General features: G+C 66.8%; 11 protein-coding genes. 1 reads left to right on the top strand and 10 read right to left on the bottom strand.

Annotated elements, in window-relative coordinates; genetic code table 11:
* Positions 1-117 precede the first annotated feature (117 nt).
* The 8 genes from G3446_RS13070 to G3446_RS13035 form a co-directional block, all read right to left on the bottom strand.
* Positions 118-1,227, bottom strand: coding sequence for an MlaD family protein (locus tag G3446_RS13070; protein WP_164453276.1), 1,110 nt, complete (start codon positions 1,225-1,227; stop codon positions 118-120).
* 2 nt (positions 1,228-1,229) lie between these two features.
* Positions 1,230-1,997 carry an ATP-binding cassette domain-containing protein gene (locus G3446_RS13065; RefSeq protein ID WP_245232480.1) on the bottom strand — a complete coding sequence of 256 codons (768 nt, stop codon included), beginning with the start codon at positions 1,995-1,997 and terminating at the stop codon, positions 1,230-1,232.
* Positions 1,998-1,999: 2 nt separating this feature from the next.
* Positions 2,000-2,821, bottom strand: a complete 822-nt coding sequence (locus G3446_RS13060) for an MlaE family ABC transporter permease (RefSeq protein ID WP_164453275.1) — start codon at positions 2,819-2,821, stop codon at positions 2,000-2,002.
* Between the two features lie 5 nt (positions 2,822-2,826).
* Entirely contained in the window at positions 2,827-4,572 is a 1,746-nt protein-coding gene (locus tag G3446_RS13055) for a RyR domain-containing protein (RefSeq protein ID WP_164453274.1), read from the bottom strand.
* On the bottom strand, positions 4,572-5,330 hold the full coding sequence (locus tag G3446_RS13050; RefSeq protein WP_245232479.1) for a hypothetical protein: 759 nt from the start codon (positions 5,328-5,330) through the stop codon (positions 4,572-4,574). The genes G3446_RS13055 and G3446_RS13050 overlap by 1 nt, the downstream gene beginning before the upstream one ends.
* 33 nt (positions 5,331-5,363) lie before the next feature.
* The gene (locus tag G3446_RS13045) at positions 5,364-5,825 is read right to left on the bottom strand and encodes an OsmC family protein (RefSeq protein ID WP_164453272.1); all 462 of its coding nucleotides are present in this window, start codon (positions 5,823-5,825) and stop codon (positions 5,364-5,366) included.
* 125 nt (positions 5,826-5,950) lie between these two features.
* The gene (locus G3446_RS13040; protein WP_164453271.1) at positions 5,951-6,379 is read right to left on the bottom strand and encodes a gamma-glutamylcyclotransferase family protein; all 429 of its coding nucleotides are present in this window, start codon (positions 6,377-6,379) and stop codon (positions 5,951-5,953) included.
* A gap of 6 nt (positions 6,380-6,385) precedes the next feature.
* A complete protein-coding gene (locus tag G3446_RS13035) occupies positions 6,386-6,973 on the bottom strand; it encodes a DJ-1/PfpI family protein (protein ID WP_164453270.1) in 588 nt (195 codons plus the stop codon).
* A gap of 340 nt (positions 6,974-7,313) precedes the next feature.
* Here G3446_RS13035 and G3446_RS13030 point away from each other — a divergent pair, with 340 nt between their 5' ends.
* Complete coding sequence (locus tag G3446_RS13030) at positions 7,314-8,378, top strand: quinone-dependent dihydroorotate dehydrogenase (RefSeq protein ID WP_164453269.1); 1,065 nt, start codon at positions 7,314-7,316, stop codon at positions 8,376-8,378.
* 47 nt (positions 8,379-8,425) lie between these two features.
* On the opposite strand, the gene G3446_RS13025 is transcribed toward G3446_RS13030, so the two are convergent.
* Both G3446_RS13025 and G3446_RS13020 read right to left on the bottom strand, forming a co-directional pair.
* Positions 8,426-11,908 (bottom strand): bifunctional diguanylate cyclase/phosphodiesterase, encoded by a 3,483-nt coding sequence (locus G3446_RS13025; protein ID WP_164453268.1) that lies wholly within the window; start codon positions 11,906-11,908, stop codon positions 8,426-8,428.
* Complete coding sequence (locus G3446_RS13020; RefSeq protein WP_164453267.1) at positions 11,892-14,870, bottom strand: chemotaxis protein CheB; 2,979 nt, start codon at positions 14,868-14,870, stop codon at positions 11,892-11,894. Before G3446_RS13020 ends, G3446_RS13025 begins: the two co-directional genes overlap by 17 nt.
* Positions 14,871-15,116: the final 246 nt, after the last annotated feature.

Below are 15,116 nucleotides of genomic sequence, written 5' to 3'. Positions count from 1 at the left end.
GGCCGGCACAGGGTACCAGCCGGAGCTTACCGAAGGGATGAAAGCCTCGATCGCCGAAGGCCTCGGAAAACCAACGCCTGGTGGCTGATCGCGGGCTGCTGACTGCGCTTTCTAGATTCATCGAAACCAGGGGGTCGGCTCTTCGACCTCACGCTCCATGAGCAGCGACTTGGGATCCTTCCGCAGCTCGCGCGACAAGGCGGACAGATTGCGGGTGGCATCCTCGATGTTGGTCAGGATCGGCGTCAAGGCCGCGGACAGCTCTTGCAGCAGGTATTGTGCGTCGTCAAGCGATTCCTGAAGCGCGGGTCTGTTGTCCTTGACCAAGCGCCGCACATCCACAGCGAGATCGCCATAATTGGTCACGGCGTCCTGGATGTCGCCCGTGCTGCCGCGCAGCTCGGATGTCATCACGGCCAGGTTGTCCGACATCGTCTTGACGGAGGCAAGGATATCGGCGATCGCCTTGGGATCGACCGCATCCCGCAGACGCGCTGAAAGGTCCTGCAGGCTCTCGAAGGCGCCCGCGAGCCGCTTGCGATTCTCGCCCTGCTCCTCGCCCGTTCCCACCAGTGTCTCGATGGCGCGAATCTGGGCATGGATGCTCTCGACCGCGGGCGCGATGGACTCGTCCACCAAGATCCGGACCGAATCCGATAGAGCGCCGAGACGGGCGACGATGTCCGGCTCCTGCCCCAGAACGCGCAGGGTTTGACCATGAGCCAGGGGCTGCGGCGAGCTGCCCGGCAAGATCTTGATGGCATCGCCCTTGAGCAAGCCTTCAGCGCCGATCTGGGCCAGGCTATCCTCCGGAATCGGCCAATCGCGCTGGATACGCAGCGTCGCTCGAAAACAGGGCCGACGCGTGGCATCCACAGTCGATGCCTCTCCCCAGATCTCGCAGGGGTCCTCCAGGGGGCCATCGGCACTGAAGATCGGCTGCACGCGCTCGACCAAGCCGATCACATAGCCCGCCTGGAGCACCTGCATCCCGACATCCAGCCCCTTGGCGTCCGCGAAATAGGCGTCGAGCCGATAGGCCCGCCCAAGCAGACTCGGCATCAGAAAGGCCAGCGTCGCAAGCACGACACCGGCCATGGCAAGGACGAAAGTGCCCGCCAACAGCAGATCGCGCCGCTGCGCCTGGACACGCCGCTTGCCCGGCGCACCGATCTCCGGGGGCGAATAGAGCCGATCCAGCCGATCGCCCGAAAGCCCGTCGCCCATGCTCAAACCGTCCCCGCCAGCACCGCGCGCAGCTCCAGACTGGTCTCGCGGGCAGCCTCCAGCTCATGTCCGGTCCCGGTGAAGAGGCATCGCCCCCGCGCCAGCACGGCAACCCGATGCGGCGCATCCCCCAGGATCTCAGGCCGATTGTCGGTCGCCACCAGCGCCAGCCCGCGGTGACGGCTCAGGTCGCTCAGAACCCCAAGGGTCTCGCGCATGGCGGGAAGGTCCAGGCCCTCGGAGAAACCGTCCCAGACAAGCACCTTCGGCTCGCGGATGAGGGCGCGCGCCAGCTCCACCAAACGCCGCTGGCCCAGCGAGAGTGCTCGCGGCAACTGATTCTCCAGTCCATCCAGATTCAGCAATGTCATCACCAGACGTGCCGCGCGCGCCAGGGCACCGCGACTGAGCGGCCGATCGCGCAGCGGCAGCAAGAGATTCTCGAGCACGCTCACGCCCTCCAACAGGGAGCCGCCCTGCAAGACGCCGCCGAGGTCTAGGCGCAGTGCCCTCAGCGCCTCCCCGTCGAGCGCATCCAGGCTGCGCCCGAGCACCTGGATTCTACCCGCCGACGGCCGATCCAGCCCCAGGATGAGCCTAGCGAGCAGGGTCTTGCCGGCGCCGTTGGGTCCGGTGACGAGGAGCCACTCGCCAGGCGCGACCGTCAAGGCGACATCGCTCAACGCCATCCGCCCTTCGACGTGCTGATAGACGCCACTGAGCTCGAGCACCCGTTCATCGGCCATGGTCGCCGAGGCCATTGAGCCCATGCCTACTCCCGAAACAGCAGCACAATGAGGAGATCCGCGACCAGGATGGCCGCCACCGCACCGATCATGGTCCGCGTCGCGGCCTGGCCGATGCCCTCCGGGTCGCGGCCGGCCGCGGTCCCGTTGACGGTCGCGATGACCGCGACCAGCAGCGAGAAGAGCAATGGCTTGAGCAAGGCCTCGACAAGGTCGCCGGGCGCCAGGGCGCGCCCGAATGCGTCCAGTAGACTCGCCGGCGAGAGCCCAGCCATGCCCCAGAGCCAAAGGCCGGTGGCGCCGAGCGTGACCAGACTGCCCCAAACGGTGAATGCGAAGCTCATGAGCAGCATGGCCAGCAGCACTGGCCCCAGAGTGAGGCGGATGGGATCGACGCCATTGATCAGCAGGCCGTCGATCTCGCCGCTGACCGCGAGGCTCGCCTGACGGACCGCGAGCGCCACACCGGCCCGACCGGCGACGAGGATACCGACCAGGATGGGAATCACCTCCATGACCACGAGGTAGGCGCCGGAGGCCAAGATCAGCTCAGGCAGATCCAGCTGCCCTAGAATGCTCTGCGACTGATGCCCCAGGATCAAGCCGACCACCAGGCTCACCAGGGTGATGGCCGGCAGGATGGACAGCCCGGCCTGCCGCAGTGACGCCGCGAAGGCGGGCAGATCGAGGCGCGCCTTACCGATGAGAATCCTGAGATAGAGCCCGAGACAGCGTGCGAGCGCCAGGCCCGCCAGCCCGATCCCCTCGACCCAGCCAGTTGGGCCGGAGAAGAGGGCGGCGTCCCGCTGGCGCGGGACGAAGTGGCGGTTGGCGCGCGACCTCGGCATACGGGTCAGTACTCGAAATTCCACACCGGCGCGGCACCCCGCGCCGCGATGGAGACCCGCTTGGCAGGGCGAGCGAGCGGCTGCTCAGCGCCCAGCTGCAGGACGATCTCCGCGCGCCCCGCAATCCAGCGGCGCAGCTCCTCCGCTCCGTCCAGCATGAGCCGGCGCGATGCCCTCGCCCCGAGCGCGAGCAGATCCGTCCGCGCGGCATCGTCCGCTTGGCGGACCAGCAAAGTCGATATGGGATCAGCGATCAGCCAGATGAGGCCGCCCCCGGCCCGCTCCAGCGCCAGCCTGACCATGCGGCGGACATCTGCATGCCCCAAGGTCGCCGCCAGCATCATGGCGCGGTCCGGGTAGCGCGCCTGGAGACGCTCGAGCACCGCGGGCAGCGCACGCCGCGCCCGAGCATCGAGCTGGGTGCCGGGCAGCGGATCCGGCAGGGCGACGATCAGCATGCGGACCACACCCAGTCCGGAGCGCGCCAGCAGGGTCGGCAGCCCGCGCACGGCGAACCTGTCCAGATCCTTCATCGCCGTGGAAAGTGCCGCATAGGGGATGAGCTGAGGATGATGCTTGCGCACGTTGTCACGCTCAGGCGCATAGCTCCAGCCGTCCAGATAGCGATCGGCGGCCCAGCGCTGATGCTCGATGAGGGCGAGCCGCTCGGTCTCGAGCGGACTGAAGCTGAAGGACTCGACGATCTCTTCCGGAACCGCCAGGCAATCCGTGACGGCGAGCTTGGCCCAGAGATGATCGGCCTGATGCCGATTGGCCTGACGATAGGTGCTGGCGAGCTGCTCCCAGGGCTTGCCGGCGGGCTCGGCCCCAGGATCGCGCCCCTGCGCCGCGATGGTGTCGCAGTAGTGCTCGTGGATGGTGCGCGCCACGGCATCGCCGGCCCCCTGGAGCAAGACGTCGGGGCGGCAAGCCTCCTCCAGCCAGGAGACCGGGATCAGCTGAGCGTCCCAGTCGGCGAGCTGTCCGGTCGGCCTCGCCTCAGAGATCTCGACCAGGATCGGCGGCGAGGCGTGCTGCGCCTGCTCGATGTCGCGGGCCAAGTGCCGCGCTAGCGCCAGATGCTCGGTCGCGGACTCGCCAAGGTCCACGAGCACCAGGGTCACCCTGGGCTTGCCCGCCAGGCCCGGCGCAGCGAACGGCGCAAAGGCGAGATCCGCGATCTCGCGGATTTGCGGATAGGCCGCCGTCAATGAGGCCAGATCGCGATCCGGACTCGCCGTGAGCACCGTTACCCCTGGGCGGGACTCGCCGTAATGAATCAGCCTGAGCGCTTGCAGGAGATAGGTCCGCGTCGGGCCGGTCAAGCCGGCGATCAGGAGGTGCGGCACCTGCCCGAAGCTGGGATCCATGGCGAGATGCAGCGGCCAGCGCATCAACAAGGACCGTGCCGCTCGGCCATGCACCCCAAAGGTCTCGACATGCAGACCGGCGTCGGGCTCTGGGGCTGGAAGCGCGGGAGGCGGGTCGTCGCGGTGCATGACGAGCAGACGGGTCAGACGCCGCCCTAGGCCCCGTCGCCGCGCGTGGCGCCGCATCACCGCCTCGACGAGACGCGCCGGCGCGAGCGGCTCGGCCAGAATCAGGATCGCGGTTCGCGCCAGCGGTCGCTTCAGGAGCACCTCCTCGCTCAACAGGCACACCTGGTATCCGGCGGCTTCGAGTCCCGCGGCGACCTTCGCGCTCAGAGGCTGGGTGCCGCAGATCATGATCCTGGGCCGTCCGAGCCGCATCAGGCGCGCGCCTCCGGCGCGAAGGCTTCGCGCAGGACATCGGGCAGGAAGTCCTCGGCAGTGTCCAGCGCCAGGATCCGCAGCAGACTGAGATCGCCCCCCGTCAGCTCTGGACCCGGCGGACCGCCCTCTCCGCGCGCCCAAGCGGCCAGCAGATCCGAGACGCCGCCCGATCCATCCAGGACCAGGCAAGGCCGTCGCGCGGCCAGCGAGCCAGCGACATCCAAGCGCGTGAACTCGCCGCCCGCGGCGACCAAGGTCAGGGACGGGCGGCGGCCTGCCAGTGCCTGAGCAACGGCGTGGATCCAAGGCGACTCATCGCCCCATCGCTCACCTGGCACCAGTATGAAATGACTGTGATTGGGATCGAGCGCCACGCCGCGAGCGCCGACAGGCACGCATGCATCGAGGATGCGCCCACAGCGGGCGTGCCCCGGCAAGCGCTCGGAATCAACCGTACCCATCGCGGCGACACCGATCAGCGGGAAGCCCGCTCGGGCACGCCGCCTCGCCTCTCCCATCGCTGCCATGACGCCAAAGGCGGTCCCGCCATCCACGACGGCGGCACCCGTCTCGTCCAATACGGCTGTCAAGCAGCCGAGCACCTTGGAGAGCCGCGTGCTCACCGCAGCCGAGATGCGCGAGGCTCCACCGACCAGCACCAGCACGGGGCGCTCTGGCGAGAGACCGACCTCCGACAGGGCAGAGCGCACCGCCTCGGCGGCTCGCGGCAATTCGGCAAGGCTGGCAGCAGTCATCGCCATTCCACGCGACGCGCTCTGGCGATCGGACTAGCCCGATCGATGGAGGACCTCACCGGCCTGGTCGACGACCGTCACCTTCATGGGAATCCCCTCACGGATGCTCGCGGAGACGACGCAGAAGTCCTCGAAGAGATCCTTGCAGCGGCCGAAGCGCGCCGATTCCTTGACCACGTCGGCAACGATGAGCCGAACCTCGAGCCCGCCGATGCGCAGGCGCTTGCGTGCGTTGCGGATCAGAATGCAGGTCGCCTCGGCCTTGAGACAATCCTCCGGCGGCTCCTCCTTGAAGACGCAGTAGAGCAGACTGGCGCTCAGACAGTTTGCAGCGGCGGCGGCCAGCACCCGCGAGGCGTTGGGGCCATGCTGCTCACCCAGTGGCGGGGGCTCGTCCATCAGCAGGTCGGCGGCGCGCTTCCAATCGAACGCCACATTGATCTCGAAACCTTCCCGCTGCTCCAAGTGGATGGTGAAACGACCTTCTTCGGACATGCTATCTCCTGCTTTCTAGAGTCCAGCAAGGGCTCCTATAGGCCCTGAGCGCTGAGGATGGCGGCCAATGACCTCGGACTGGCCAGATCTAGAGCCTGCGCCCGGCGACGCTCGGCCCGAGCCTATCAGACCGCCTTTCCGAAGAAGTAGGTCTTGGCGTCTCTCGTGGCACGCGCGCCGGCCGCGCGCGGCGAATCTGGATGTGCCGCGAAGGCGCGCCAATCGCCGCCGCGGATGACGGGGCAGCCCTCCAGACTGCCGCGATAGACATAGATCCAGGCGCGCCCATAGGGCGTCTGGATCTGCTGCCGGTCATAAAGCCTGGGATAGTCCTCGAGCCGATCCAGCCGACGCAGGCAGGCGCTATCGACCTCGTACACCTCGCCGGCGATCCGATCTCGCCCGCCCTTGATCAAGCCCGGATAGGCACCGAGCAGGAAGAGTGTGTAGCAGGCCCGGGTACGAAAGCCGCCGAGAAAGCGGGCACCCGCGAGCAGACCATGATTGACCTCGCCGCGCAGCAGGGTGCCGTAGACGAAGACAGGCTGGCGCATGCCGTCTCAGGACTCGATACGCGTGCCCAGCACCTCGAGGAACTTGCGCATCCACTCCGGGTGCGCCGGCCAGGCGGGTGCCGTCACCAGCTTGCCGTCGACGTAGGCATTGGAGACCGCCTCGTTCACCTCGCACCAGGTGCCGCCAGCGCCCTCGAGCTCCGGGCGCACGGCGGGATAGGCCGTACAGCGCCTGCCCTCCAGGACGCCGGCGGCCGCCAAGATCTGCTGCCCGTGACAGACCGAGGCGATGGGCTTGTCGCCAGCGGCGAAGTGCCGGACGATCTCGATCACCCGGGGATTCAGCCGCAGATACTCCGGCGCACGCCCGCCGGGAATGACCAAGGCATCGTACTTGGCCGGATCGACCGCGGCGAAATCGGCGTTGATGGCGAAATTGTGGCCGGGCTTCTCGCTATAGGTCTGATCGCCTTCGAAATCGTGGATGGCGGTGCGGACATGATCGCCCGGCAGCTTGCCCGGACAGACCGTATCAACCCGGTGACCGACCATCTGCAGCATCTGAAAGGGCACCATCGCCTCATAGTCCTCGACGTAGTCGCCGACGAGCATCAGGATCTTTTTCGCAGCCATGGGATGAAAGCTCCAGGGATGGCGGAAATTGGGAAAGCCAAACTATAGCATTAGAAACCGCAGGCATCGCTCCACGGATCCCGGCAGCCTTGCCGGGGAATCCAGGGCTCAGCGGCGAGGATCGCGGCAGTTGAAGCAGGGTGCGCGCGGACCGGGCGGCCGCCACGCAGCCTTGCCGTGAGGCGCCACAGCTGCTGCCTGAGAGTCGGCCTGTACCTTGCCACTCCGCCCGGTCGGGTCAAACTCCCGCGCCGGATTCGGCGACAATGGGCGCACGCACATTGTGGTCGTTGCCGGACGCTCGCGCGCGGCAGCCGGCCCCTACGAGGAAACCCCAAGCATGACACTGCCCGATCTCTGGCCCCTTCTCCGCCCACTGGCCTTCCGCATGGCCCCCGAAGCGGCGCACGACCTCGCCCTGGGGCTGCTGTCGCGATGGTCGAGCACCTTTTCCGGCAGACTCGCGGCGACGCATTTCGCCCGCGACCCGAGCCTGGGTGTCGAGGCCATGGGGCTGCGCTTTCCCAACCCCATCGGTCTCGCGGCGGGCCTGGACAAGAACGGGACGGCGATCCCGGCCTGGCAGGCGATGGGCTTCGGTTTCGTCGAGGTCGGCACGGTGACGGCACTGGCTCAGCCCGGAAACCCCAAGCCCAGGCTGTTCCGACTCGAGCGCGACGGCGCCTTGGTCAACCGCATGGGGTTCAACAATCAGGGGGCCGAAGCCATGGCGCAGCGATTGGCGCGGCTGCGCGCGCGCGGTCTGCCCGAGGTCCCGCTCGGGATCAATCTCGGCAAATCCAAGGTGACGCCGGCGGAGCAGGCCGCGGAGGACTATCGGCGCAGCTTCGAGCAGCTCGGCGCGCTGGCGGACTACATCGTCGTCAACGTCTCCAGCCCGAACACACCCGGCCTTCGCGATCTCCAGCGGGTCGACGAGGTCACCCGCATCCTCGACGCCATCCAGACACCGAATCGACGGCTGGCCAAGCCGCGGCCGATCTTGCTCAAGCTCGCACCGGATCTCGCGGATGACGACGCCATCAGCTGCGCCCGCGCGGCCCTCGACGCCGGCGCGGCTGGTCTCATCCTCACCAATACGACCATCCGATTCGAGGGGCTGAGGAGCGCGACCGAAGGGCTGAGCGGCGGGCTCTCTGGACGCCCCCTCTTGGAGCGCAGCACCGCCTTGCTGGCAAAGGTGCGTAACGCCATCGGACCCGACCCTGTGCTGGTCGGCGTCGGCGGCGTGATGGAGCCCGAGGGCGCGATCGCCAAGCTCGAGGCCGGCGCCGATCTCGTGCAGATCTACACCGGCCTCATCTACCAAGGCCCGGCATTCGTGCCGCGCCTGCTCGAGGCGATCCAGCAAGCGCCCATTGGCGGCCGCCGCGACTCGGCCTGAGGCCCCTGCCAGCGGCTTGCGGCCGGAATTCGGCAAACCGCCGAGTCTCAGCGGTGCGAGCCCGCCGACCAATCCGACGCGAAGGCCTCGGCATCGACGGGGCGGCTGTAGAGATACCCCTGTCCATGTCGACAGCCTTCGGCGAGCAGGAAATCGACCTGGGCAGCCGTCTCCACGCCCTCGGCCAAGACGTCCAGCCCCAGATTGAGCGCCATTGCAATGATCGCCCGCGTGATTGCGTCGTCGTTCGGATCCTGAGTGAGCCGATCGACGAAAGAGCCGTCGATCTTCAGCCGGTTCAGCGGCAAACGCCTGAGATAGGCGAGCGAAGAGTAGCCGATGCCGAAGTCGTCGATGGCCAGCGTCACACCGAGCCCGCGCAGCGCCCGCAGGACCTCGATCGACTCCTCCGCGCGCAGCATGATGCGCGACTCCGCGAGCTCCAGCTCGAGCCGGGCCGGCTCCAGACCTGTCGCCTCCAGGATGGATTCGACACGGGCGACCAAGCCAGGCCGCTGGAGCTCGCGCACCGATAGGTTGATCGCCAGCCGCGGCAGTCGGAAGCCGGCGCGGTCCCAGGCGTCCAGCTGTCGACAGCCTTGCTCGAGCACCCAGAACCCGAGCGCATCCATGAAGCCGATCTCCTCGGCCAAGGGAATGAAGACCTTGGGCGGAATCTGTCCCAACTGCGGGTGCATCCAGCGGCACAGCGCCTCCGCGCCATAGAGGCGCCCGTCGTCGAGGCCGAGCTGGGGCTGATACTGCAGGGCCAGCTCGCCGCGCTGGATCGCGAAGCGGAGGTCATGAACCAGGCGCAGACGCTCCATCGCGCCCTCGGACATCGTCTTTTCGAAGAAGCTGAACCCGTTGCGCCCGGCATTCTTGCGCTGATACATGGCCACGTCGGCGTGCCGTACCAGGGTGTCCCTGTCGACGCCGTCCTCCGGGTAGATGCTGATGCCCATGCTGGCCGTGATGAACAGCTCGCTGTCCTGGACTTGAAAGGGCTGCGCGAAGAGGTCCATCAGCCGATCCGCGAAGGTCGCCGCAAAGCGTGGAGCGGGAATGTCCTCGAGCAGGATGACGAACTCGTCGCCCCCCAGCCTGGCGATGGTATCGACCTCCCGCACCTGACCGGCGAGGATCTTGGCGACCTCGAGCAGCAGCGCGTCGCCCACGGCGTGACCCAGGGTGTCATTGACCTCCTTGAACCGATCCAAGTCGACGAAGAGCAGGGCGAACTGGCGATCGTAGCGCTTGGCGCGCTGGAGACAGCTCTCCAAGCGCTGCTGGAAGAGACTGCGATTCGGCAGGCCCGTCAAGGCATCATGATGGGCAAGGTGCTCGAGCCGCTCCTCGGACTGCTTGAGCTGACTGATGTCGCTGAAGACACCCACGTAATGGGTCGACTCGCCCGGCGCATGCGGAACCGCACTGATGGCCAGCAGCGAGGGAAAGACATGGCCATCCTTGCGCCGCAGCGAGATCTCCCCGCGCCATCGCCCCGTCCGTGCCAGTGACGCGCTGATCTCCGCGTAGAAGGCCACATCGTGGCGTCCGGAGCGCAAGACCTTGGGTGTCCGCCCGAGCACCTCGGCCTCCGCGTAGCCGGTGATCTCGGTGAAGGCGGGGTTGACGGCCAGGATCCGGCCTCTGTCGTCCGTGACGATGACCCCTTCGGCGGTGCTTTCCAAGACCCGCGCCGCTTGGCGCAGCGATTTCTCCGCTTCGACACGGGCCGTAATGTCCTGGACTGCGCCAAGGAGCTTGATCACCCCGTCGTCGGCCATGAAGGGCTCGCAGGTCATCTGCACCCAGGTCGGCTCGGCGCCCTCGCCGAGCAAGCGCGCCTTCAGCGCGAATGGCGTGCCCGTGGCGACGGCCTGCTCGATAGCACCGCGCAGGATCTCGGCATCCTCCGGATGGAAGAGCCCGGTCAGTGCGGTCACACCGGCCGACGCCGCGCAGGCCGCCCCGAACAGCGTCAGGGCACCCTGCGTCCAGCGCAGACTCTCGGTGGCCGGGTCGTACTCCCAGCCCGCGACCTTGGCCAATCGCCCGGTCGTCTTGAGGAAATCCTCGCTGCGCTGGATCGCCTGCTCGAAGCCCTTGCGCTCGGTGATGTCGCGATTGACGCCGCGCCGACCGAGAAAGCGGCCATCCTCGCTCAGCACCGGATTGCAGACATGCTCGATCCAGCGCTCCGAGCCGTCACGCGTGCGCATGCGCAGCTCGAGCGTCTCCAGGTCCGCGGACGGATCGCGCTGCAAGGATTCGAGATGCGCCTCCCAGAGCGGACGATCCTCTGCAGCCACCAGCCGCGCGAAGAGCTCCGCGTCCGCCATGAAGTCGTCGGCCGGGTGACCGCTGATGCGCCCGCAGGCGGGAGAGACATAGAGATAGCGCCCGTCGGTGCCGAGCCAGTACTCCCAGTCGGAGCTGAACTCGGCCAGCACGCGGTAACGCTCCCGACTCTCGCGCAGCCGGCCCTGATCATGGACACGGGTCAGGTAGACGGAGAGATGCGCGGCGACGGACTCGACGAGACGCCGCTCCTCCTCCAGGAAGAATGGATCGCGGTCTTCGTCGGGCAGGCTGCGGTAGGACAGGGTCACGTCGCCGACTTGCGTGCCCGCGAGCGGGATCGGCACCACATACCTCCATTCGGTCTCGCTGAAGCCTGTCGTCACGGCCGTCACTTCGGGCAGACGAATCCGCGCCTCGGCCAGCTCCGGATGCCGCATTCCGCCCGGCAAGCTCTGCGCAGCGCGCTGCAGCACCTGCTTGACCGGGGTATCGGTCTGGCTGGTGAGGATGAGGACGTCGTGCAGGGTGGCAAACTCCTTGAGCCGCTCGCGCAGGTCGGCCTCGCTGCGGCGCAACTGCTCACCCGTCCTCAGCAAGGATTGACGCTGGCGAACGACCTCGGTGCGGTCCACCACCGCGCAGACTAGGTCCGGCGGGGCCTCGCCGCCGACAGGGAGCTGGGCGATATGGAGATCGCCGACGAAACCGACCTCGCCATCGCCGCGAAAACGCACTTCGTTCAGCACGAGAGACGCTTGATCGCCCAGCGCCCCCCAGCAGCCAACCACGCGCGCCACGTCCTGCCCGTCGATCAAGCGCGCGAGAAAATGCTGCCGAAAATGCGCCCTCGGGAGTCGGAAGAGTGCCTGTGCCGCCAGATTGGCCTCTTTGATGAGACCCTGGCGGTCGATCACCAGCTCGGGAATGGGCAGCGTGTTGAAGAAGGCTGTGAAACGCGCCAGGCCTTCCTGGACGTGACGTTGGCTATCGAGCAGCTCTTCGTTCTGAATCTCGAGCTCGGCCTGATAGATGCGCAGACTCTCGACCATGGCCGCGGGTCCAAGATCGCCGCGCGCGATCAGCTTGTCCGCTAGGTCGAACCGCCGCTGGCGCAGCGCGCTGAGCGCCCGCTCGCGCAGCTCCCGCTCCGAGAGCTCCGCCAGGCCATCGAGGAGCGCGTCGGCTTCGAGCCCCTCATCACCAGGTCTATTCGTCCCCGTCATGCGACCATCGGGTGATGTCGATGTGACTGACCACCGCGCTCGCCGTCGGGTGATCCACGGCGGCCACGTACATCAGGCAGCGCCTGCGCCCATCGGCGCTCTCGATCGCATACTCCGCGCTGAAGGACGAGGATTCACCGCGCAGCACAGTCTTGATGCCGACAAGCGCCTCGGCGGCATGCGCATCCTTGGCGAGCACTCTGGATTCGCAGACCTCGAGATAATTCGAGCCAACGACCGCCTCCGCGACGCTTGGCCGCGAGTCCTCGCGCTCGAAGTCGCGCCAGGAGCGATTGACCATCTTGATCAGGCCGATGGCATCCAGCACGGCAACCTGCTCGGGCAGCGAGTCGAGCACCGCCTGAAGCTGCTCGACATCGCGCAGCGTGGTGATGTCGACGAAGGTCGCCACGGCGCCACGCGACTCTCCGGCACGCACCGCGTAGGGCAGCACCCGCAAGAGATAGAAGCGATCGTTGACGGCACGGATCTCATGCTCGAGCATCTCGCCGCTCGCGATCGTGCGCTTCAGCTCTGGCATGAACTCCGGGTATTGGAGCAGGTTGGTGAAGTCGTCGATCGGTCGGCCGAGATCCCCTTCACGGATCTTGAAGAGGGTCGTGGCCTCCGGCGTGAAGCGCGTCAGGCGCAGCTGCTCGTCGACGAAGACGGTCGCGATGGAGGCCGCCTTGGCCATCCCGTCCAAATCCGCATTGAGCCGGTTGAGGATCTCGATCTTCTCCTGATTCTCCGCGTTGACCGTGTAGAGCTCCTCGTTGACCGACTGCAGCTCCTCGTTGGAGCTCTGCAGCTCCTCATTGGAGGCCATCAGCTCTTCGTTGGTGGCTTGAAGCTCCTCGTTCGCGGTCTCCAGCTCCTCGATGGTGGCCTGCAGGCTCTCGCGCGTCGCCGCCAGCTCACGCTCCAGGTTCTCGAGTCGCTGCGCGGTCTCCCGGTCCAAACTGATGGTCTCGATCGCTGGTCGGGCGGCACCAGCGGGCAGGCGTGGCACATCGACATCGCTCGGGGTCAGGATCTCCCGTGCTGACTCGGGCTCGAAGGAGAGCAGCAGATGCAGCTCGCCTTGCTGCGGCTCGACCGGCCGAGCGACGAGATGAATATGCTCGACGCGGTCATTCGGCAGGTTGACCGACATGGACTCGGAGCGCAGCGGAACCCTGTCGCGGGCCGCCTTGAACAGCAGGGCCTTAGCGACGGAGACCAGAGAGCTCGGCAGCAGTCTCGCCATATCGAGGCTGACGCTGCCCTCCCCGATGCGCAGATAGGAGCCGACCTCGCCGAACACATGCAGCAGGTCATGGCGCTGATTGAGCAAGAGGCTGGTCGGGGCATACTCATGCATCAAGAGACCCTGAGCGGCCTCGATCGCGGCCGCGTCGGTCGACACGCCCTGGGAGCGCATGCCGGTGCGCGGCAGTGATTGCGTGAGCGCGTGCCGCGCCCGCGGACTGCTGCCCGAATCCAAGGGCAGCGCGACATGGCGGAGGATGCGATAGAGCTTGTGCTTGGAGCTGACCGCGGTGAAATCCGTATGCAGATTGGCGATCGACTCGCTCGGCCCCAGGAAGAGAAAGCCACCGGGGGCCAGTGCGTACTGCAACCTGCGTAGCGCCCGCTCTTGGGCCTGGGGCCGGAAGTAGATCAGCAAGTTGCGGCAGGAGACCAAGTCCATGCGCGTGAAGGGCGGATCTTCCAGCACATTGTGCCGCGCGAAGACGATGCTTTGGCGGATCTCCGTCTTCACGACGAAATGATTGCCGCGCTTGATGAAGAACTGCTCCAGCCGCTCCGGCGAGATCTCGGCCGTGATCGCCTCCGAGAAGACGCCCGCGCCCGCCACCTCGATGTTCTGCGGCTCGACGTCGGTCGCGAAGAGCTTGAAGTTCGGCCAGCGCCGCGCACGCTCGAAGGCCTCGGCGAAGAGGATCGCCAGGGTGTAGGCCTCTTCGCCGGTGGCGACGCCCGGCACCCAGACACGGATGGGCTGGGTACCGGAATGATCGGCCACGATGGTGCGGACGGCGGTCTCCGCCAGCACCTCGAAGGCATCCGCATCGCGGAAGAAGCTGGTGACCGGAATCAGCAGCTCGCGCCTCAAGGTGGCCAGCTCGCCACGATCGACGCTGAGCAGACGCACATAGTTGAGCAGGTCCGGCGTCTGCCGAACCTGCATGCGGCGCTCCATGCGGCGCATGACGGTGGCCGGCTTGTACTCGCGAAAGTCGATGCCGCCGGAGTGCTGCAGCAGGTGCATCACCTCCTCGTGCGCATTGTCGCGATCGATCTCCAAAGTGGCCGCGGGCTGGCGCACCTTGGGCGAGGGCGTCTGATGGATGTGGTCGATGACGCGCGGACCGATCTCTTCCGGCGGGAGGATGGCGTCGACCAGACCGGTCGCGATGACGCTACGCGGCATGCCGTCGAACTTCGCGGTCTCCGGCTCCTGCGCCAGCAGAAAGCCTCCGGCGTCGTTGATCGCCACCGCCCCTCGGGTGCCGTCCGAGCCAGTCCCCGACAGGATGATCCCGATCGCGTGGTTGCCGAACTCGCGCGCCAGCGACGAGAAGAAGAGGTCGATCGGCAAGGTGAGTCCGCGCGGATTCTTCGGACTCAGCCGCAAGAGGTCCCCGGAAGCCGTCATCAAGCTCGCCGGCGGGATGAGATGGACCCGATTGGTCTCGATGTGCATATCGTGCTCGACGGTCACCACCGGCATGGAGGTGTGGCGGGCGAGCAGATTGCCCATCATGCTCTTGTGGTCGGGCGAGAGATGCTGGACCACTACGAAGGCCGCGCCGGTATCGTCCGGAATGCCCTGGAAAAAGCGCTCCAGTGCATCCAATCCTCCCGCAGACGCGCCGATCGCAACCACGTAGCCCTTGAAAGGATTCGACCCGGCTCCCTGATCGACCGTGCCGCTCAGCTCAGAATCGTCGGACATGCAATGCAAGCTCCTCGTTTTCCCATCATCACAGGGTGCTTGAAAGGCATTTGAACAGCAAAGCACCCAAAGATACAGCCTCGATCGGCCGGCCTGCCGGGCGGCGACGCGCGATCGACCACAAGACGTCGAAGCGCGCTCGCCAAAGCGATACCAAGCGGGATTGGAGCTCGTCCGGAGGCCACATTCGAGCGGGCATGGAAGCACCCGCACCCATCCATATGGACGTCGCCACGGACAGGGCCG

Origin of the sequence: Thiorhodococcus minor (assembly GCF_010820565.1) — a bacterium.
Classification (GTDB): domain Bacteria; phylum Pseudomonadota; class Gammaproteobacteria; order Chromatiales; family Chromatiaceae; genus Thiorhodococcus; species Thiorhodococcus minor.
Note: the sequence above shows the minus strand (reverse complement) of the source record. Positions and strands in the feature narration are given on the sequence as shown.

Excerpts from the sequence above, each read along its gene's own strand:
- G3446_RS13030 (WP_164453269.1), top strand. The coding sequence starts at position 7,314 with ATGACACTGCCCGATCTCTGGCCCCTTCTCCGCCCACTGGCCTTCCGC.
- G3446_RS13065 (WP_245232480.1), bottom strand. The coding sequence starts at position 1,997 with ATGGGCTCAATGGCCTCGGCGACCATGGCCGATGAACGGGTGCTCGAG.
- G3446_RS13040 (WP_164453271.1), bottom strand. The coding sequence starts at position 6,379 with ATGCGCCAGCCTGTCTTCGTCTACGGCACCCTGCTGCGCGGCGAGGTC.
- G3446_RS13050 (WP_245232479.1), bottom strand. The coding sequence starts at position 5,330 with ATGACTGCTGCCAGCCTTGCCGAATTGCCGCGAGCCGCCGAGGCGGTG.
- G3446_RS13060 (WP_164453275.1), bottom strand. The coding sequence starts at position 2,821 with ATGCCGAGGTCGCGCGCCAACCGCCACTTCGTCCCGCGCCAGCGGGAC.
- G3446_RS13025 (WP_164453268.1), bottom strand. The coding sequence starts at position 11,908 with ATGACGGGGACGAATAGACCTGGTGATGAGGGGCTCGAAGCCGACGCG.
- G3446_RS13045 (WP_164453272.1), bottom strand. The coding sequence starts at position 5,825 with ATGTCCGAAGAAGGTCGTTTCACCATCCACTTGGAGCAGCGGGAAGGT.
- G3446_RS13070 (WP_164453276.1), bottom strand. The coding sequence starts at position 1,227 with ATGGGCGACGGGCTTTCGGGCGATCGGCTGGATCGGCTCTATTCGCCC.
- G3446_RS13020 (WP_164453267.1), bottom strand. The coding sequence starts at position 14,870 with ATGTCCGACGATTCTGAGCTGAGCGGCACGGTCGATCAGGGAGCCGGG.
- G3446_RS13055 (WP_164453274.1), bottom strand. The coding sequence starts at position 4,572 with ATGCGGCTCGGACGGCCCAGGATCATGATCTGCGGCACCCAGCCTCTG.
- G3446_RS13035 (WP_164453270.1), bottom strand. The coding sequence starts at position 6,973 with ATGGCTGCGAAAAAGATCCTGATGCTCGTCGGCGACTACGTCGAGGAC.